At 64.6% G+C, this 19,766-nt stretch carries 18 protein-coding genes; 8 read left to right on the forward strand and 10 right to left on the reverse strand.

Going from position 1 to position 19,766, the window contains the following annotated elements; all coding sequences use genetic code 11:
* Positions 1-48 precede the first annotated feature (48 nt).
* The 4 genes from cysK to K323_RS0105245 all read left to right on the forward strand — a co-directional run bounded on the left by cysK (position 49) and on the right by K323_RS0105245 (position 2,592).
* Complete coding sequence (gene cysK, locus K323_RS0105230; protein ID WP_022884236.1) at positions 49-987, forward strand: cysteine synthase A; 939 nt, start codon at positions 49-51, stop codon at positions 985-987.
* 30 nt (positions 988-1,017) lie between these two features.
* On the forward strand, positions 1,018-1,635 hold the full coding sequence (gene epsC, locus K323_RS24380) for a serine O-acetyltransferase EpsC (RefSeq protein ID WP_022884237.1): 618 nt from the start codon (positions 1,018-1,020) through the stop codon (positions 1,633-1,635).
* 217 nt (positions 1,636-1,852) lie between these two features.
* On the forward strand, positions 1,853-2,077 hold the full coding sequence (gene clpS, locus K323_RS0105240) for an ATP-dependent Clp protease adapter ClpS (protein ID WP_157509357.1): 225 nt from the start codon (positions 1,853-1,855) through the stop codon (positions 2,075-2,077).
* Positions 2,074-2,592, forward strand: coding sequence for a DUF2017 domain-containing protein (locus K323_RS0105245; RefSeq protein WP_022884239.1), 519 nt, complete (start codon positions 2,074-2,076; stop codon positions 2,590-2,592). Before clpS ends, K323_RS0105245 begins: the two co-directional genes overlap by 4 nt.
* A gap of 157 nt (positions 2,593-2,749) precedes the next feature.
* Here K323_RS0105245 and prfA read toward each other — a convergent pair whose 3' ends face one another.
* From prfA to K323_RS0105280, 7 genes are all read right to left on the reverse strand, one after another.
* Positions 2,750-3,829, reverse strand: coding sequence for a peptide chain release factor 1 (gene prfA / locus K323_RS0105250; RefSeq protein ID WP_022884240.1), 1,080 nt, complete (start codon positions 3,827-3,829; stop codon positions 2,750-2,752).
* Entirely contained in the window at positions 3,829-6,255 is a 2,427-nt protein-coding gene (gene rho / locus K323_RS0105255) for a transcription termination factor Rho (RefSeq protein ID WP_026851261.1), read from the reverse strand. The genes prfA and rho overlap by 1 nt, the downstream gene beginning before the upstream one ends.
* A 178-nt stretch (positions 6,256-6,433) precedes the next feature.
* Positions 6,434-7,396 carry a homoserine kinase gene (thrB, locus tag K323_RS0105260; protein WP_022884242.1) on the reverse strand — a complete coding sequence of 321 codons (963 nt, stop codon included), beginning with the start codon at positions 7,394-7,396 and terminating at the stop codon, positions 6,434-6,436.
* The gene (thrC, locus tag K323_RS0105265) at positions 7,393-8,511 is read right to left on the reverse strand and encodes a threonine synthase (RefSeq protein WP_022884243.1); all 1,119 of its coding nucleotides are present in this window, start codon (positions 8,509-8,511) and stop codon (positions 7,393-7,395) included. Before thrC ends, thrB begins: the two co-directional genes overlap by 4 nt.
* Positions 8,511-9,848 carry a homoserine dehydrogenase gene (locus tag K323_RS0105270; RefSeq protein ID WP_022884244.1) on the reverse strand — a complete coding sequence of 446 codons (1,338 nt, stop codon included), beginning with the start codon at positions 9,846-9,848 and terminating at the stop codon, positions 8,511-8,513. Before K323_RS0105270 ends, thrC begins: the two co-directional genes overlap by 1 nt.
* On the reverse strand, positions 9,845-11,287 hold the full coding sequence (lysA, locus tag K323_RS24385) for a diaminopimelate decarboxylase (protein WP_051147223.1): 1,443 nt from the start codon (positions 11,285-11,287) through the stop codon (positions 9,845-9,847). The genes K323_RS0105270 and lysA overlap by 4 nt, the downstream gene beginning before the upstream one ends.
* A gap of 335 nt (positions 11,288-11,622) precedes the next feature.
* Entirely contained in the window at positions 11,623-12,312 is a 690-nt protein-coding gene (locus tag K323_RS0105280) for a FadR/GntR family transcriptional regulator (RefSeq protein WP_022884246.1), read from the reverse strand.
* A gap of 201 nt (positions 12,313-12,513) precedes the next feature.
* Here K323_RS0105280 and K323_RS0105290 point away from each other — a divergent pair, with 201 nt between their 5' ends.
* From K323_RS0105290 to K323_RS0105305, 4 genes are read left to right on the forward strand one after another with little or no spacing between them, the layout of a single operon-like run.
* A complete protein-coding gene (locus K323_RS0105290) occupies positions 12,514-13,743 on the forward strand; it encodes an aminotransferase class V-fold PLP-dependent enzyme (protein ID WP_022884248.1) in 1,230 nt (409 codons plus the stop codon).
* Positions 13,744-13,784: 41 nt separating this feature from the next.
* Positions 13,785-15,083: an ABC transporter substrate-binding protein gene (locus K323_RS0105295; protein ID WP_022884249.1), complete on the forward strand. Its 1,299-nt coding sequence runs from the start codon at positions 13,785-13,787 to the stop codon at positions 15,081-15,083.
* A gap of 12 nt (positions 15,084-15,095) precedes the next feature.
* Positions 15,096-16,076 carry a carbohydrate ABC transporter permease gene (locus tag K323_RS24390; protein WP_022884250.1) on the forward strand — a complete coding sequence of 327 codons (981 nt, stop codon included), beginning with the start codon at positions 15,096-15,098 and terminating at the stop codon, positions 16,074-16,076.
* Positions 16,073-16,909: a carbohydrate ABC transporter permease gene (locus tag K323_RS0105305; RefSeq protein ID WP_022884251.1), complete on the forward strand. Its 837-nt coding sequence runs from the start codon at positions 16,073-16,075 to the stop codon at positions 16,907-16,909. The genes K323_RS24390 and K323_RS0105305 overlap by 4 nt, the downstream gene beginning before the upstream one ends.
* A 41-nt stretch (positions 16,910-16,950) precedes the next feature.
* On the opposite strand, the gene K323_RS0105310 is transcribed toward K323_RS0105305, so the two are convergent.
* The 3 genes from K323_RS0105310 to argS all read right to left on the reverse strand — a co-directional run bounded on the left by K323_RS0105310 (position 16,951) and on the right by argS (position 19,757).
* Positions 16,951-17,256: a hypothetical protein gene (locus K323_RS0105310; protein ID WP_026851265.1), complete on the reverse strand. Its 306-nt coding sequence runs from the start codon at positions 17,254-17,256 to the stop codon at positions 16,951-16,953.
* 70 nt (positions 17,257-17,326) lie between these two features.
* Positions 17,327-18,079: an LmeA family phospholipid-binding protein gene (locus K323_RS24395; protein WP_022884253.1), complete on the reverse strand. Its 753-nt coding sequence runs from the start codon at positions 18,077-18,079 to the stop codon at positions 17,327-17,329.
* 1 nt (position 18,080) lies between these two features.
* Positions 18,081-19,757, reverse strand: a complete 1,677-nt coding sequence (argS, locus tag K323_RS0105320) for an arginine--tRNA ligase (protein WP_022884254.1) — start codon at positions 19,755-19,757, stop codon at positions 18,081-18,083.
* Between the last annotated feature and the right edge of the window lie 9 nt (positions 19,758-19,766).

Here is a 19,766-nt window from a genome sequence, read left to right on the forward strand (position 1 = left end):
GGCCCTAGGCTGAACGCGTTCCCTGACTCCGCAGCGAAAGGCTCTCCGATGCCCGAACAGATCTACCCGGATATCACGGCGGCGGTCGGCCGCACTCCCCTCGTGAGGCTCAACCGCGTCACCGACGGGGCGGCAGCGACCGTGCTGGCAAAGCTGGAGTTCTACAATCCGGCCGGAAGCGTGAAGGACCGAATCGGCGTCGCCATCGTCGACGCCGCAGAGGCATCGGGAGAACTCACGCCTGGCGGCACCATCGTCGAGGCCACCAGCGGCAACACGGGGATAGCCCTCGCCCTTGTCGGCGCGGCGCGCGGGTACAAGGTTGTGCTCACCATGCCGGAGACCGCGAGCAAGGAACGGCGCGTGCTGCTGCGCGCGTACGGTGCCGAGCTCGTGCTCACACCGGGCTCAGACGGAATACGCGGCGCGGTGGAGAAGGCGGAGGAGATCGCCGCCGTCACCGACGGCGCCATTCTCGCGCGTCAGTTCCAGAACGAAGCGAACCCGGCCATCCACAAGGCCACCACCGGGGTCGAGATCTGGGACGACACCGACGGCGCCGTCGACGTGCTGGTGGCCGGCGTCGGCACAGGCGGTACGATCACCGGCGCGGGGCAGCTGCTGAAGGAACGCAAACCTGGCGTGCGCGTCGTCGCTGTCGAGCCGATCGACTCCCCCATTCTTACTGGCGGACAGCCAGGTCCCCATAAGATCCAGGGCCTCGGTGCGAACTTCGTGCCAGACGTGCTCGACCGTGAGGTGTACGACGCGGTCATCGACGTGACCCTCGACGACGCGCTCCGAACCGCACGCCGGCTGGCAACGGACGAAGGAATCCTGGCCGGCATCTCCGGCGGCGCTGCCGTCTGGGCGGCAGCCTTGGAAGCGAAACGCCCGGAAAACGCCGGGAAGACGATCGTCGTCGTCGTGCCGGACTTCGGGGAGCGCTACATCTCAACATTGCTCTACGACGACCTGCTCGACTAAGCCGGGCGACGGTTCTGCTCTACTAGTCCTATGGGAGTCTTTTCACGCATCCGTGAGGATATGACAACGGCGCGTGCGCATGACCCGGCCGCCCGCAGTCGCCCCGAGGTGTTCTTCGCATACAGCGGGCTGCATGCCGTCTGGGGATACCGCGTCGCACATCGACTGTGGTTGGCAGGGTTCAGGCTGCCGGCGCGGCTGCTCTCGCAGTTCGTGCGGTTTCTGACCGGCATTGAAATCCACCCCGGCGCGCGCATTGGCCGGCGATTGTTCATCGACCACGGCATGGGGGTCGTGATCGGCGAAACGGCAGAAATCGGCGACGATGTGATGCTCTACCACGGGGTCACGCTCGGTGGAAAGAGCCGTCACGGTCACGCACGCGGCACCAAACGGCATCCGACCCTGGCCGACGGAGTGACGGTTGGAGCGGGCGCCAAGATACTCGGCCCCGTCGTGATCGGTGCGTGGAGCACGGTCGGCGCCAACGCCGTGGTTACCAGGGATGCTCCACCGAACTCCCTGCTGCTCGGCGTGCCGGCGCGCCGAAGTCCGGCCACGGCAGAGTCCGTCGATGCCGCACGTGGCCTCGAGCACCCCGAGCATCCCGAACCCCCTGCCGACAGTGACCTTTCCGGCCCTGAGTGACCGGCGGAACGGGCACTCTCGACCGGAAAGGTCACTGTGAGTGTGTGCTGCGGGCGGCTGCGGGCTCGATGCACGTGGATACGCACAAGATGCGCGTGTCGGCGGAGCGTGTCAGGCTTGAGGGGTGGCATACATTGACGCAGGTCAGACACTCGACCGTCCGGATACCGCGCAGCGCTCCGACACTCGAGAGGCGCCCTCCCTCGACAACCCGTGGATGGTCGTGGTCTGGAACGACCCGGTGAACCTGATGTCGTATGTCGTGCACGTGTTCCGCAGCTACTTCGGCTTCTCGAAGGAGAAGGCGAAACGGCTGATGCTGCAGGTGCACAACGACGGACGCTGCGTGGTCGCCAGCGGCAATCGAGAACAGATGGAGCGTCACGTCGAGGCCATGCACGAATACGGACTGTGGGCGACTCTGGCGAAGACAGACGCATGAGTTCCTTCACGCGCACCGGCCCAGATGCCTTTCTGGCGGAGTTTTCGCGGCCGGAAGGTCTGATCCTGGCCAGTCTCGCGGAGCAACTGGTGGGCATGTTGTCACATGACACGGTGCCAGAACACACGGTGTCGGATCAGGCAGACCCGGCGCTCCACCGGCTGTTTCCCGATGCCTACCCCGACGACCCGGAAGCGGCGGCCGAGTTTCGCCGCTTCACGATCGAAGGACTGGCTGAGCGCAAGCTACAAGGCGCCCAAGCGCTGATGGATGCCGTCATAGCGAACCCCGCCACCACAGGGCCGGGCGGCGCACGGGCGATCACGTTGAGCACACAGGACACCGAACGGTGGTTGCGCACCCTCACCGACCTGCGTTTGACCATCGCGACTCGGCTCTCCATCACGGCTGACGACGAGGTCGGCCGAACAGACGAGGCAGCAGAACCGATGCAGGAGATCTACTTCTGGCTCGGCGCACTGCAGGAATCGCTCGTGAACGCCCTGGACGCGTGACCCGCCCCGCCGCGCTGCGCGCCGCTGCCGCTCTCCCCGCTCGCCGGCACGTGGCCGCCGAGAATCGCCGTTTGCGCCCAGAATCGCCGTTGGAACGGCGATTCTGGGCGCAAAGGGCGACGATCGAGAGCGGACGTCTTCCGTGAAGGACGCGGTTCTACTCGTGGTCGCCGATTTCGGCGAGGCGAGACTCCTCATCGGCCAGGATGCAGGACACGATGACGGGCTCAAGTGCGCCGTTCATCACGGCGTCGAGGTTGTACGCCTTGTAGCCGGTGCGGTGGTCGGCGACCCGGTTCTCCGGGAAGTTGTACGTGCGGATGCGCTCTGACCGGTCCATGGTGCGGATCTGGCTCTTGCGCACGGCCGACGCTTCAGCGTCGAGTTCCTCCTGCTGGCGTGCAAGCACCCTGGCGCGCAGCACGCGCATGCCGGCCTCCCGGTTCTGCAGCTGGCTCTTCTCGTTCTGCATGGCCACAACGATGCCGGTCGGAAGGTGGGTGATGCGCACGGCGGAGTCGGTGGTGTTGACCGACTGGCCGCCGGGGCCGCTCGAACGGTAGACGTCGATCTTGAGGTCGTTGGGGTGGATCTCCACCTCTTCTGGCTCGTCCACCTCGGGGAAGACCAGCACGCCGGCCGCCGAGGTGTGGATGCGCCCCTGCGACTCGGTCGCAGGCACCCGCTGCACGCGGTGCACGCCGCCCTCGTACTTCAGGTGCGCCCAGACTCCCTCAGCGGGATCGCTCGAGTGTCCCTTGATCGCCAGCTGAACATCCTTGATGCCGCCAAGATCACTCGAAGTCTGCTCGATGATCTCGGTCTTCCACTTCTTCGACTCCGCGTAATGCAGGTACATGCGCAACAGGTCGGAGGCGAACAGCGCAGACTCTGCGCCGCCCTCCCCCATCTTGATCTCCATGATCACGTCGCGGCTGTCGTTGGGGTCCCGCGGGATCAGCAGTCGACGAAGCTTCTCGGCCGACGCGTCGAACTTCTCCTCGAGCCCTGGGATCTCCTCAGCAAAGGTCTCGTCCTCGTCCGCCAGCTCACGAGCGGCGTCGAGGTCGTCGCCGATCTCTTTCCACTCGTTGTAGGCCGCGATAATGCGACTGAGCTCGGCGTAGCGACGATTGACCTTCTTCGAACGCGCCGGGTTCGAGTGCAACTCCGGGTCGGCCAACTGTCCCTGCAGGTCATCGTGCTCGGCCAGCAGGGTGGTGACGGACTCGAACATCAGTGACCCTTGTCTGACCCGTTCGGGGTCGGCATCGACTTCTGCACCTGCATCAGGAATTCGACGTTCGACGACGTCTCCTTGAGGCGTCCGAGGATCGCCTCGAGCGCCTGCTGCTCGCCGAGACCGGCGAGGGCACGACGCAGCTTCCAGGTGATCTTCACCTCGTCGTCGCTCATGAGCATTTCTTCACGACGGGTTCCGGATGCGTTCACATCGACAGCAGGGAAGATGCGCTTGTCTGCCAACTGGCGCGACAGACGGAGTTCCATGTTGCCGGTGCCCTTGAACTCCTCGAAGATGACCTCGTCCATCTTGGAGCCGGTCTCCACCAGCGCGGAGGCGAGGATCGTGAGCGAGCCACCGTTCTCGATGTTGCGGGCGGCTCCAAAGAAGCGCTTCGGCGGGTAGAGCGCCGAAGCGTCGACGCCACCGGAGAGGATGCGGCCGGAGGCTGGCGCGGCCAGGTTGTATGCCCGGCCGAGGCGGGTGATCGAGTCGAGCAGCACAACAACGTCGTGGCCCAGTTCGACCAGGCGCTTGGCGCGCTCGATCGCGAGTTCCGCAACAGTGGTGTGGTCTTCGGCCGGACGGTCGAAGGTCGAGGCGATGACCTCACCCTTCACCGTGCGCTGCATGTCTGTGACCTCTTCAGGGCGCTCGTCGACCAGCACAACCATGAGGTGGACCTCGGGGTTGTTGGTGCTGATCGCATTGGCGATCTGTTGCATCACGATCGTCTTGCCCGCCTTGGGCGGAGCGACGATGAGGCCGCGCTGGCCCTTTCCGATCGGGGAGACGAGGTCGATGATGCGCTGAGTGAGCTTGCCCGGTTCTGTCTCGAGCCGCAGGCGCTCCTGCGGGTAAAGCGGGGTCAGTTTCTGGAATTCGACGCGGGTGGCGGCTTCGTCGACGGTCAGACCGTTGATCGAATCGACCTTGACGATCGCGTTGTACTTCTGGCGGCCGCTGGAGTCTCCCTCACGCGGCTGGCGGATCGAGCCGACGACGGCATCACCCTTGCGCAGGTTGTACTTCTTGACCTGGCCGAGCGAGACGTACACGTCGCTGGCGCCCGGGAGGTAGCCGGAGGTGCGCACGAACGCGTAGTTGTCGAGTACGTCGAGGATGCCGGCGACCGGGATGAGCACGTCGTCGTCGGTCAGCTCCGGCTCGAAGTCGTCACCGACTCCTGAACCGCGACGCTTGCGGTCGCGGTAGCGGTTGCGGTTTCCGCGCCCACCCTGCTCGTCGTCCGGACCGTTCCGGTCCTGGCTGCGATCGCGGTCGTTGCGGTCGCCGCGCTCTTGGTTGCGCTCGTTGCGATTGTTCTGCTGGCGCTGCGACTGGCTTTGCTGGCCCTTGCCGTCGTCACTGCGCTCGTTCTGGTTGCGCTCGTTCTGGTTGCGCTCGCCCTGGCTACGCTCGTTCTGGCTACGCTCGTTCTGGTTGCGCTCGCCCCCGCGGCTGCGGTTACGGTTACGGCTCTGGCGCGGCTGTTCCTGATCGCTCTGGTCGTCCGAGTCGGCAGACGCGCTGTCATCCCGGGCCTGGCCCTGCTGCCGACCCTGTTGGGCCACCTGCTGCTGGTCGTCTAACTTCTGACCTGACTGCGCGTCGTCCGACTTCTGACCTGACTGCGCGTCGTCCGACTTCTGACCTGACTGCGCATCGGCCTTCTGGTCGGCGCCCTGCGCATCAGCGGCCTTCTGGTCGGCCGCTTTCTGTCCTTTGGTCGAATCAGCCCGACGATTGCCGCGACGTCCGCCCCGCGAACCAGGCTCGCTGGTGGCTTCGGTGGCGTCACTGGCTTCGGTGGCGTCGCTGGAATCGGTGACATCACTGCCGGCCGGTGATCCGGAATCGGCCTGGGGCTCTGCCTGCGCGTCTTTGGCGCCGCGGCGGCGCGATTGGCGCACCGGCTTCTCGGCCGGGACGTCAGATGCAGGAGCGTCGGACGCCGCGGCATCCGTTGTCGGCGATGTCGTGGGCGCCTCGGTAGCGGCAGGTGCCTCTGTGGGAAGGAGGGAGTCGAGTCCGGTTCCCTCCAGGGCGTTGACGTGAGCCACTGCCGGTGCCGCGGTGGCACTGGACGCACGGCGCGGCGCGCGCTTTCTGGGGGCGGTCTCGGTGACCGGGGCTGCTGCGGCAGCGGACTGCGCAGCCTCAGGCTGTGCTGCCTCGGTCTGTGCTGTTTCAGGCTGCGCTGCCTCGGATTCGGCTCCAGCAGCGCTGTCGGTCGAAGCGGCAGCCGACGACGATGAGCCGGACTGTGCATCATTGATTGCTTGCACGAGGTCTCCCTTACGAAGTTTGGATGCGCCCTGGATACCCAGTTCGCCGGCCAGAGCCTGAAGCTCGGCAACGCGGAGACTGGCAAGGTTTGATGAATCCGCGCCGGGAGCACGGAGGTTGACGTTAGTCACGAAGTTGGGTCCTTCCCCCTGGAGCATGATGTGCTGTACAGGAGAGCTGTTCGCAGCGTCTCACGCGCTGCGGGTGATCCGATCCGACGAAGACGCGGACAGGGGTGAACACACACAGTCACGCAATGATGGAGCGGGAGCCGTGAGTAGTTGGAATCGCACCGGAGAAAAGATTCGCTTATGAAGCGGTTTCTATCGGGTGCGTAATAACTGTAGCACCTTTGAAGTCCACGGCCAGCATGAGCGCCTGCCAGGGCGTTTCTGACGCTTCGGCGACCAATTCTGCGGCGATCAAACGACGCGCAGGGTCGTCGGCGAGCACCAGAATCGATGGACCCGCGCCGGAAACGACGGCGGCGAACTCTCGTTCACGCAGGAGCGAGACCAAGCGGCTGGTCTCCGGCATCGCGGCCGCACGATAAGTCTGGTGCAGCTTGTCTTCCGTTGCCGCGAGGAGCAGTTCAGGACTCTGGATGAGCGCGGCAATCAACAGGGCTGAGCGCGACACGTTGAAGACGGCGTCTTCATGGGGCACGGTGATCGGCTGGAGGCTCCGCGCCAGCGCGGTCGACATCACATGTTCCGGCACGAAGACCAGCGGAGACACTCCGCGGTGCACCATGAGCTTCTTGTAGCGCGGTCCTTCTGGCGTCGTCCAGGCGATCGTCAGCCCGCCGAAGAGCGCGGGAGCCACGTTGTCCGGATGCCCTTCGAGCTCGGTTGCCCGCGCGAGCAGGCCTTCAGCGTCGATGTCGACGATCCCGTCGAGCAGTCCCTTGGCCGCCATCACTCCTGAGACGATAGCCGCGCCTGAGGAGCCCATGCCCCTCCCGTGCGGGATGGCGTTGTGGGCGACGATGTTCAGGCCCGGGAACTCCTGGCCGTACGCGTCGAACGTGTGTTTGATGGCCCTGACCACGAGGTTCGACTCGTCCGTCGGCACTACGCCTTCGCCGACGCCGTGAACCTCGACGGTGACACCCGGCTCGTCTCGTACGGTGACCTCAAGCTGGTCGTAGTGTGCGAGCGCCAGGCCGAGGGTGTCGAAACCCGGCCCGAGGTTGGCGCTGGTGGCCGGCACCTGCACCGTGACCTGGCGGCCGACGAGTGAGGGTGCAGCCAGTCCTACGGCTGCAGTCATGCCCCGGCCAGCCCGAGCACGCCGGCGATCTCTGCGGTGTCGACAGGGACGATGGTCGGCTTCACGTCGGATCCGTCGGCGGTGCGAAGTGCCCACTGCGGGTCTTTCAGGCCGTGGCCGGTCACAGTGAGCACAACGGTGGCGCCGGCCGGGATGACCCCGGCGGCAGACTGCTCGAGCAGGCCGGCCACGCTGATCGCCGACGCAGGCTCAACGAAGATGCCGACTTCTGCCGAAAGGATGCGATGCGCCTCGAGGATCTTCTCGTCGGTGATTGCACCGAAGTAGCCGTCGCTGACCTGGTGTGCGTTCAGGGCGAGCTCCCACGACGCCGGGTTGCCGATGCGGATAGCGCTCGCGATGGTGTCTGGGTTATCGACGCGGTGGCCGAGCACGATCGGAGCACTGCCTGCGGCCTGGAAGCCGAACATCCGCGGGAGCTTTGTGGTCGCGCCCCGTTCGAGTTCCTCGCTGTACCCGCGGAAGTACGCAGTGTAGTTGCCGGCGTTGCCGACCGGCACGATGTGGAAGTCTGGCGCGTCTTCGAGCACCTCGACGACTTCGAACGCTGCGGTCTTCTGGCCCTCGATCCGGTCGGGGTTCACCGAGTTCACCAGGTGCACAGGGTAGTTCTCGGCCAGGTCGCGAGCGATGTCGAGACAGTCGTCGAAGTTGCCCTGCACCTGCAGCAGCTGTGCGTCGTGGGCGATGGCCTGGCTGAGCTTGCCCATGGCGATCTTGCCCTCGGGCACGAGCACGGCGGCGGTGATGCCGGCGTGGGTCGCGTAGGCGGCGGCCGATGCACTGGTGTTGCCTGTCGAGGCGCAGATGACCGCCTTCGCACCGTCTTCGATGGCCTTCGAGATCGCCATCGTCATTCCACGGTCTTTGAAGGAACCGGTGGGGTTCATCCCCTCGAACTTGACCCACACCTTCGCGCCGGTTCTGGCCGAGAGTGCCGGGGCCGGAATGAGCGGCGTGCCACCTTCACCGAGCGTGATGATCGGCGTGGCATCCGTGATGTTCAGACGGTCTGCGTACTCCCGCAGCACTCCACGCCACTGACGGGAAACGCGCTGCGGCGCAAGGGTGCCGGACTCTCGTTCGCTGGACATCAGACTCCTTCAACTCTTAAAACGGATGCAACGGTGATGACGGCTTCATTGGCGGCGAGATCGGCGACGGTGGCGGCGAGCGCGGCCTCCGTGGCCTCATGGGTTCCGATGACAAGGGTAGCCGTGGACGGAACAGGATCAGCACCGTCGACACCGGGCCGACCGGGATTGATCGACTGCTCGACGAGTTCGAGCGACACCCGATGGTCGCTGAAGACAGTGGCGATGCTGGCCAGCATACCCGGCGCGTCTGACACCTCCAGGGTGACGGCGTAGCGCGTCGTGACGCTGCCGATCTCGAGAATCGGCAGGTCGGCGTGGCTGGATGCGGCAAACCCAGGGCCACCGACGACGTGGCGCCTGGCGAGGGAGACCAGGTCGCCGAGCACGGCAGATGCGGTCTCCACTCCCCCGGCGCCTGCGCCGTAGAACATCAGGCTGCCGGCCGCTTCGGCTTCGACGAACACCGCATTGTTGGCGCCGTGGACGGCGGCGAGCGGGTGGCTGCGATGCACCATGGCGGGATAGACCCTGGCTGAGACGCCCTCTTCGCCGGTGGCGGCATCCGTCAGCCGTTCGCAGATCGCCAGCAGTTTGACCACGTAACCGGCCTTCCTGGCCGACTCGATCTGCTGCGGCGTGACCTGAGTGATGCCTTCACGGTAAACGGATGCGAGGGGCACAGTGGTGTGGAACGCCAGACTGGCCAGCAGGGCCGCCTTCTGCGCCGCGTCATACCCGCCGATGTCGGCGGTCGGGTCGGCTTCTGCGTAGCCGAGTTCCGTCGCGGTGGCGAGGGCCTCTTCGAGGGTGTCACCTTCTTCGTCCATGCGGTCGAGGATGAAGTTGGTGGTGCCGTTGACGATGCCGAGGATACGGTTCACGCGGTCACCGGCGAGGCTGTCTCGCAGCGGGCGCACGATCGGGATGGCGCCGGCGACAGCCGCCTCGTAGTTGAGCTGGGCGCCGACCTGGTCAGCGGCTTCGAACAGTTCCTGGCCGTGTTCGGCCAGGAGCGCCTTGTTGGCGGTGACGACGTCTGCACCGGAGTTGATCGCGGAGAGGATGTAGGTGCGAGCCGGCTCGATGCCTCCCATCAGCTCGATGACGACGTCGGCGCCGAGAATGAGCGACTCGGCGTCGGTGGTGAAGAGTTCGCGAGGCAGGTCGACGGTGCGTTCCGCGTCGACGTCGCGCACAAGGATGCCGACCAGGTCGAGAGCCGCTCCGACCCGGCCCGCGAGTTCGTCTCGCTGCTCGAGCAGCAGACGGGCCACCTGTGCGCCGACGGAGCCGCCGCCGAGGAGCGCCACGCGGAGGTTGCGGTATTCGATCATCGAGCGGTGTCCTTCTTTTCGGTGGTCGACTGGCCGCCGTCGGCGGCGTGCCGGGTCGACGTGAACCCGGTGTCTCGGGCGAGGAGGTCGGCGATGGTCTCGCCGCGCACCAGCACACGCGATTCGCCGTCTTTCACGGCCACGACCGGCGCACGTCCGAGGTAGTTGTAGTTGCTTGAGAGCGACCAGCAGTATGCCCCGGTGGCGGCAACGGCCAGCAGGTCGCCAGGGGCCACGTCGCCCGGCAGGTAGTCGGAGTCAACCACGATGTCGCCGCTTTCACAGTGCTTTCCGGCGATGCGCACCAACGCTGGGGTGGCATCCGTCACGCGGTTCGCAATGCGCACGGAGTAGTCGGCGCCGTACAGGGAGGTGCGGGCGTTGTCGCTCATGCCACCGTCGACGCTGACGTAGAGGCGGGATGCGCCGTTCACGTCGACAGACTTGATGGTGCCGGCCTCGTAGAGGGTGATACCGGCCGGTCCGATGATGGCGCGGCCGGGTTCGAACGCGAGGGCAGGCAACGGGATGTCGTGGGTGGCGCATTCCGTAGCAACGGCGTCAATGATGTGGGCGGCCAGGATGCCGGTCGGGGTGGGTTCGTCTGCACTGGTGTATGCGATACCGAAGCCGCCGCCGAGGTTGAGTTCTGGAACGGGGCCATCGGCCAGGAGCGCTGCGTGCACCGCAATCAGGCGGCTGGCGGCTTCGGCAAAGCCTTCCGCGCCGAATATCTGGGAGCCGATGTGGCCGTGGAGGCCGAGGAAGCGCAGGCCCGGCTCGCGGCGAATCGACGCGACAAGTGCCGGGGCGTCTTCGAGCACGATGCCGAACTTCTGGTCTTCGTGTGCGGTAGCGAGGAACTCGTGGGTGTGTGCGTGCACGCCACTGTTCACTCGCAGGCGCACGGCCTGCACGATTCCGTGCCGGGTGGCGGCTGCGGCGACGCGCTCGATCTCGATGGCGCTGTCGATGACGATGGTGCCGACGCCGACCCGGGTGGCGTCGTCGATCTCGGTGAGCGACTTGTTGTTGCCGTGGAAGCCGAGGCGTGACGGGTCGACTCCTGCCGCGAGGGCCACTTGGAGTTCGCCTCCGCTGCACACGTCGATGTTCAGTCCGTCGGCGATCATCCAGCGGGCGACCTCTGTGGAGAGGAATGCCTTTCCCGCGTAGTAGACGCGAGCGGTGGTGCCGATGCGGCGCGCCTCGGTCTCGAATGCGTGACGGAACTCAGTTGCGCGATCGCGCGCATCCGTTTCGTCGACGACGTAAAGCGGTGTGCCGTGTTCGGCGACAAGCGCGGAGGCGGTGACGCCGCCGATGGTGAGTTCGCCGGTCTCGGCGCGGTCGGCTGACGACGGCCAGAGTCCGGCGGAAAGGGCGTTCGCGTCGTGGGGCTCGCGAAGCCAGACTGGCGCGAGCGGATTGCCCTGCAGGGCGGCTCGGGGTGCGTGTTCAGGTGCGGGTGGAGTGGTGGCCACGGGTGAAAACCTCACGGGAAGATCGAGTGGGTGTCTCACTGTGTGGCGAGCGAACCCGGGTTGGTCCCTGAAGCCAGTGAAGAGAGTCGCCTGTCTGCTGTGGAGGCGGATACCAGAATTCTAGCGAACGCGGATTGCGCGTGCCGAATTGTGACGCAGGCGGATTCAGGATGGCGACCGGCTGCACGAGGCCTCAACGTGCAGGTTTCAGCGTAATGCGTGAAATATGCCGCCCGTGGCATAGACGGCCTCTTCGCTGGGTGAGGCGCCTTGAGTTCTCCTCTGCGTTGCTAGCGGTCGGTGACCGGAGGCCGGTAGTGCCGCAGCCAGACTTCGGTTTGGGCGACGTGGGCCGCAGCCGCGGCAGAGGCGGCCACCGGATCACGGCCGATGATCGCGCCGGCTATCGCTCTGTGCCCGAGATCGCTGATCCGTTTGAGCTCGGGGCCCTCCGGCAGTTCGAAGACCTGGTAGGCACGTGACCGGCCGCGGAAGACACCGAGCAGGGCCATCAATGTCGGGTTGCCGCCCAGCTGCGCGATGGCGGCATGAAAGCTCGCATCGAGCGAGGACGCCAGCTCGGGGTCGGATGTCGCTTCCATCTCCTCAATCAGCCGTGTGAGATCAGCTTCGGCGGCATCCGTCAACCGTGCTGCGGCCTGCGCTGCCGCGTGTGACTCCAGCACCCTCCGAAGTTCGTACATGTCCAGCAGGCCGGACAGCGGCAGCAGGTCGACGGTGAGCGCGAGCGAGCCGACGATTTCCTCCGGCCGCAGTTGCGATACATAGGTGCCCGAGCCATGCCGCGATTCGATCACGCCGAGGGCGGACAGCATCCGGACCGCCTCGCGAAGCGAGCCCCTCGACACACCGAGTTCGTCGCAGAGATCTGACTCAGGCGGGAACTTCGCCCCTGCCTCGAGTCGTCCGGAGGCGATCATGTGCCGCAGTCCGTGAAAGGCACTGTCAACCGCCGACATGGCGCGTCCTCTCGTTCGGTCTCGTTGGCACCACACTAGTGCCAACTTTGACGCGGATCAGAAAGTCATTAGATGACTTTTCGGCAGAAGACCTTTATGCTCGCTATCCACAGCTCTGAAACAACGTCGTCCTCGAAGTCATCGAATCTCTGTCGTCGTTTGTTCCGGCCCACACCCAGCAGATTGGACTCGAGCGGCCCCATGACCACAGCACTCATTACGGCACCAGCCGCCCTTACCTTGCCAGACGGGCGTCCGGCGCGGGCCGCGTGGAGCCTCGACACCGTCTCCGTGCACATCAACCACGGCTCGTTCGGCGCCGTGCCGCTGGTGGCCCAGGAACATCAGAACACGCTGCGCGCCGAGATGGATGCCGCACCGGTGGCGTGGTTTCCCACACTGCCCGGCCTGGTGAGGGAAGCGCGCACCAGCATTGCCCGATTCCTCGGCATCGACCCGTCGAGAACCGCCATGGTGCCCAATGCCAGCGCAGGGGCGAGCGTGGTCTATACAAGCCTGCCGGTGCGCACCGGCGTCGAGATAGTGGTCACCAATCACGGTTACGGGGCCGTCACCATGGGTGCGGAGCGGCTGGCCAGGCGGTGGGGCGGCACCGTTCGCACGGCGCACATCCCGTTGAACGCTACTGCGGCCGAGGCCCACGATGCCATCGTTGCAGAGTTCAGCGACTCGACCGGTCTGGTCGTCATAGACCAGATCACATCGCCAACCGCCAGGCTCCTGCCGGTCGACACCGTCTCCGCCGAGGCCAAGCGCCGCGGAATCCCGGTGTTCGTCGATGGCGCCCATGTGCCAGGTCTTTACGACCGGCCTCTGGATGGCGTCGACTGTGACTTCTGGGTCGGCAACCTGCACAAGTTCGGCTGTGCCCCGCGCGGCGCATCGGTGCTGGTCGGCCGGGGGCCACTCGCCGACGAACTGTACCCGCTCATTGACTCCTGGGGCGCTCCGTACCCGTTCCCTGAGCGCTTCGACACCCAGGGCACGCTTGACCAGACCAGCTACCTGGCTGCCCCCACATCGCTCTCCTTCATCGAGGAGACCTGGGGCTGGTCGAACGCCCGCCAATATATGACCGAGCTGGCCGATTACGCCGAGTCGATCATCGCGGAGGCCTTCACGGCCGCCACCGGCGACGACCACCTGGTCGATGCCGGTATGCCGGTGAACGCGTTGAGACTGGTCAGGCTGCCGCGGGGCCTGGCCGGCTCCCACCCCGAGGCCGACGCCCTCCGCGACCGTGCCGTCGACGAGCTCGGGCTCGAGGGAGCCTTCACGTGCTTTGACGGCGTCGGCTACTTCCGCTTGTCGACACACGTGTACAACACCCCTGCCGACTTCGAATATTTCGCCGAACGCTGCGTTCCAGCGCTCGGCGATTGGGCACGCGAAGCACTGCGCGCGTTGTAACCGACCCAGGAGAAGCACCACCCATCATGAAAAGAGGAATCGTGGCTCACAAGAAGTTGTTCACAGGTCTCGGCCTCGGCCTCGCGGCAGCGCTCGCGTTGACCGGGTGCACAGGCAGCTCCGACGACGGCACCGTCACCCTGCAGATGGTCGAGAGTCTGACGAACCCCGCGCGCACTGACGTGATCAAGGGCCTCATCTCGGACTTCGAGGCGGAGAACCCGGACATCAAGGTCGAGCTGATCTCCCCGCCGACCGACCAGGCAGACCAGAAGATCCAGCAGATGCTGCAGTCGGGCAGCGGGGTGGATGTGCTCGAAGTCAGGGACATCACCGTCGGCCCGTTCGCGACCAACGGGTGGCTGCACAACATGTCAGACGAGCTCGCGGACTGGTCGGGCTGGGAGAACCTGACTGATAACGCGGCGAAGTATGCGAAGAACGCCGACGGCGAAACCTTCTACGTGCCGTACGGCTTCTACGGCCTGAGCCTCTTCTACCGCACTGACCTGGTCGAGGAGGCTGGCTTCGACGGACCGCCGGCCAGCTGGGATGACCTGCTGGAGCAGGCCTCCGCGATCCAGGACCCGGGCAAGAACCAATTCGGTTACGCGTTCCGCGGCGGCACCAACGGCAATTCGAACGTCGTCGTCGCCATCGAGGCCTATTTGGCCGACCAGATCGATGAAGACAACGCCTTCAAACTCACCGATGGCAGCACCATCTTCGCCGCTCCGGAAGCGCGTGACGCACTGAAGACCTATTTCTCGATCTTCGAGGAAGCGTCTCCCCCGTCATCCGTCGCGTGGGGGTACCCCGAAATGGTGGAAGCCTTCTCCAACGGCTCCACCGCGTTCCTGCTCCAGGATCCGGAAGTCATCGCCACCGTCGGCCAGTCTGAGGCGATCGGCGCCGACCAGTGGAACACGGCTCCATTGCTCACGGGCCCGACCGGCAAAGCCATCCAGCCAATGGCCACCGCCGGCTGGGGCACCGCTGAGGCGAGCGAGCACAAGGAGGAGGCAGCCAAGTTGATCGCCTTCCTCTCCGAGGGTGAGGCATCCACCACCTTCGCCGAGCAGAACTCGCTGGTTCCGATCCTGAAGGATGCGGCAGAGAGCGAGTTCTACAAGACCGGCGCGTGGGCGAGCTACGTCACCATGAACGAGAACCCGGATACTTATATCACCGCCGTGCAGCCGCGTGACTCTGCCTGGTGGACCGAGTGGATCCAGAAGTCCGACTCCGAGCTCCAGCAGGTGCTGATCGGGCAGATGACGCAGGAGGAACTTCTCGAAAGCTGGGACGCGTACTGGGTCGAAAAATGGAAGAACGAGTAGGCCACGCACCTGATGCAACAAAAAGTCACTGATTCAGTGGAGCGCCCGTCGGCCGACGCGGGCGCTCCCGTTGCGCTGCACGGGAGCACCGCCACACGGCGGAGGCGCTCGTTCACCGTGCGGAAGGGACTCGCCATCCTCGCGTTCCTCGCCCCCGCAATCGTCTTCGTCACGGTGTTCATCTACTACCCGATGATCTCCGGAAGCCAGATGGCGTTTCGCAACTGGAACCTGACTAACCTCACGGATACCTCGTGGGTCGGATTGAAAAACTTCGAAGCGATCTTCGCCGACCCGGTCTTCTACACGGTGCTCTGGAACACCGTGGTCTGGGTCTTCGGCTCCATCATTCCGCAATTCGTCATCGGCTTCGCGATCGCACTCTGGCTTCGCCGGCGGTTCCGCTTTCGCGGCCTGTACCAGGCCCTCATCTTTTTTCCGTGGGCGATCTCCGGATTCTTGATCGGCATCCTGTTTCGCTGGATGTTCAACAGCGAATTCGGTGTGATCAACGATCTGCTCAGCAAGGTCGGACTGATCGATACGCCGATCCCCTGGCTCGCAGACCCCGGCTCTGCCATGGTCGCCGTCACAATCGCCAATGTCTGGTACGGCGTGACGTTCTTCGCCATCATGATTCTCGCTGCTCTACAGTCCGTGCCGGAGGAGCTCTTCGAGGCCGGATCCCTCGACGGAGCCGGCAAGGCCCGCATGCTGTTCCAGATCACGATCCCGTACATCCGTGTCACTCTCGGACTCACTGTGTTGCTGCGGGTGATCTGGATCTTCAACTTCCCAGACATCATCTGGGCCATGACCGGAGGCGGTCCTGCAAATCAGACCCACATCATGACGACCTGGATGATCAAGACGACTCAACGCGGCGACTACGGGCAAGCGTCGGCAATCGGACTCATCGTCGTGGCGATCCTCATCGTGTTCTCGGCGTTCTACCTGCTGGCCATGCGCGAGAAGAAGGAGGTGAACTCGTGATCAATCGGGAGACTATGCCGTCACGGATCATCCGCATCGTGTTCCTCGCCCTGTGGCTGGTCATCACGGTCTTTCCGCTGTACTGGATCGTGATCACGTCGCTGAAGACGCCGGGAGCGATCTTCAGTTATCCGCTGACGTACTGGCCGGAGGTGTTCTCCCTCGAGAACTACGTCGGTCTGTTCGAGAAGGCGCAGTTCGGGACCTACATCGGCAACAGCCTGCTGGTTGCGACGGTCGCGGCATCCGTCGCCACCCTGATCTCGATGCTCTCTGCCTACGTCCTGGCGCGCTTTGAGTTCCGGAGTAAGGGCGCCATCATGATGGCGTTCCTCGTCACCCAGATGATTCCAGCATTCATCGCGCTCGGACCCCTCTACCTGATGATGGTGGAACTGAATCTCGTTGACACGAAGTTCGGCCTGATGTTGATCTACATCGCGGTCTGCATTCCGTTCTGCACGATCATGTTGCGCGGCTTCTTCGCCAATGTGCCTGATGCGCTCGAAGAGGCGGCAATGATCGACGGATGCTCACGCATCGGCGCGCTTTTCAAGGTGATCGTACCGGTCATGAAGCCGGGTATCGTCGCGGCATTCATCTTCAACTTCGTGAACTGCTGGAACGAGCTCTTCCTATCGGTCACGCTGATGAACCGGGAGGAGAACAAGACGATCCCGACCGCTCTGAACGGCTTCATCTCCAGCTTCAACATCGACTGGGGTTCGATGTCTGCGGCTGCAGTGCTCACGATCATCCCGACCATGATTCTGTTCGCGTTCGCCAGCCGTTACATCGTGCAGGGCCTGACGGCCGGGGCGGTCAAGGGCTGACGAACAGGAACGCTTTCAGGTCAGGTTGCTTCAACGCCAAATCACGTCGTCGCTGCCAGTTCCGTCAATTCAACAGACTCCACCGTTTCGGCAATACAGGACTCGGGTGAGAACATCACCGTCGACCCGCTCCCTTCCCAGATGCGCCGCATCTTCGTCAGGAACACTTCCGCTTCCCTGACGCTGCCGAATTCGAGGTCGATCATGACGAAGTTCGGATTGCTGACGGACCGCTGCACTGTGTAGCGAATCACCCCAGAGTCTCGCCGCTTCGCCGGATCGGCGTCGAATGCTCGTTTCCAGCGCGCGAAGTCAGGAACGGGATGTTGAATTCGCAGGGTAACCACGATGACCTCCCTCACAAGATGAGTTGACCTCAGAATAGACCTGACGGCCAGGTTTTGTGATGCTTTTCGATCAGCCGCAGGTGCCGAACGTCGCGAGTGACGACTTGTCCAGCATCAGCGAGTCCGACTGGAGAGTGACACGCATCCGTTCCGGCGTTACGTCAAGACCGGTGACCTCAACGCCCTCCGGCAGGTATTGCGCGACACAGAGCGTGGGCGGATTCTCCGCCAGTATGCGCTCGAGCACGCCGCTGACGTCGAGACTTCCGAGTCCCGTTGTGACCTCCGCCGCGACCGGCAGGAAGACAACGGAATCACCCGCAGCGGTCGGTGTCGCCGTCGCGAGGTAGCCGACAGGAATACCGAACACATCGATCTCGCCCGAGTACGTCACCTGTCCGTCACCGAACGTCACCTCTGCGCTGTCGGGCACGCCCTGCGCAGCCAACAGTGCGTTGATCGATTCCGGCCCAGTCTCGATCGTGCCCTCCACGTCTCCGATCGCCTTCGCGGTGTTGGTCGGCACGCCGGTCGCCACCACATGCACCCGAGCGGTCACCCCGTTCGCCGACAGCTCAGGCGCTGTCAGTTCGACCCGTTCGAAGCTCCCGGCAAGGTACTGCCCGATCACCGAGAATCCGCCGATCGAAACATCGACGTCTCCGCTCACTCCTTCGGGCAGGTTGCTGGAGATCTGCTGCCTTGCCGCCGTCTCCGCTACACCGCGCAGGATCGAATCGACGATGAAATACGCGCCCACCAGGCCACCGACCAGCACCGCAACGACAATGAAGATCCCGATACCGCGGCGCCTGGAGGCCATGTCACATCCGTTCGGGTGCGGTCACGCCAACCAGGCCAAGACCGTTACGGATGACCTGGCCGGTCGCGTCATTCAGCCACAGTCGGGTGCGGTGCAGGTCTGTCACCGGCTCGTCGCCAAGCGGGATCACGCGACAGGTGTCGTACCAGCGGTGGTAGTAACCCGCCACCTCTTCGATATAGCGGGCGACGCGATGCGGCTCGCGCAGCTCAGCGGCCTGCGCAACGACGCGGGGGAACTCCTGCAACACCCCGAGGAGAGCCGACTCGCTGTCGTGCGTGAGCAACTCGGGGGCGAACGCGGTGCGCTCGACACCGGACGTCGCGGCATTCCGGGCAACGGACTGCGTGCGTGCGTGGGCGTACTGCACGTAGAACACTGGGTTCTCATTGGTGCGCTTGCCGAGCAGGTCGAGGTCGATGTCGAGCTGCGAATCACTGCTGGAGCGCACCAGGGAATAGCGCCCGGCATCCACCCCCACCGCGTCGACAAGGTCGTCGAGCGTGACAATCGTGCCCGCACGCTTCGACATGCGCACCGGCTCGCCGTCCCTGAGCAGGTTGACCATCTGCCCGATCAAAATCTGCAGGTTCACACCCGGCACGTCGCCGAAGGCTTCGACCATGGCCATCAGCCGGCCGATATAACCGTGGTGGTCTGCGCCGAGCATGATCAGGTTCTGGTCGAAACCGCGCTCACGCTTGTCGAGGTAGTAACCGAGGTCACCGGAGATGTACGCCGGTTCGCCGTTCGAACGGATGATGACCCGGTCGCGATCGTCACCGAAGGTGGTTGTGCGCAGCCAGATGGCGCCGTCCGCCTCGAAGATGTGCCCCTGTTCACGAAGCCGCTCGATCGCGCGCTCGACAGCACCGGAGGCGTGCAGCGAATCCTCGTGAAAGAACACGTCGAAGTCCACGCCGAAGCCGTGCAGTTTCGACTTGATCTCAGTGAACATCAGGTCGACTCCGATCGAACGGAAGACCTCTTGCTGTTCGTCACGCGGAAGCGAGGCGATGTCGCCGTCGTAGCGCCGCACCACCTGGGCCGCGATGTCGCCGATGTAGGCCCCGCCGTAGCCGTCTTCCGGTGTCGGTTCCCCGAGGTAGCTGGCGAGAACGCTGCGAGCGAAGCGATCGATCTGCGAACCGTGATCGTTGAAGTAGTACTCGCGCGTGACATCCGCCCCCTCTGCCTGCAGCACGCGGGCCAGGCTGTCGCCCACCGCCGCCCAGCGCACGCCGCCCATGTGGATGGGTCCGGTGGGATTGGCAGAGACGAACTCGAGGTTAATCTTGATGCCGTCGTACAAATGGCCGTTGCCGTATACCGAGCCGGCGTCGACGATGGTCTTCGCGAGTGCACCCGCGGCCGCGGCATCAAGGCGGATGTTGATGAAGCCCGGCCCGGCCACCTCGACGGATGCCACGCCGGGCACCTGCTCCAGGCCGGAGGCGAGCTCTGTGGCGATTTCACGGGGGTTCGACCCAAGCGGTTTGGCGATCTTCATCGCGATGCTGGACGCCCAGTCACCATGGTCGCGGTTCTTCGGGCGCTCGAGCGTGACGTCGTCCAGAGCGAGTCCGAGGGCTGTCCGCTCGTTTCCGTCCTGGCGTCGACGCTCGTCCAATGCTGCAACGAGGTCGAGAAGGGACTGGGAAAGTTCTGCAGGGGTCACACATTCAAT

Source organism: Glaciibacter superstes DSM 21135, assembly GCF_000421145.1.
GTDB classification, from domain to species: domain Bacteria; phylum Actinomycetota; class Actinomycetes; order Actinomycetales; family Microbacteriaceae; genus Cryobacterium; species Cryobacterium superstes.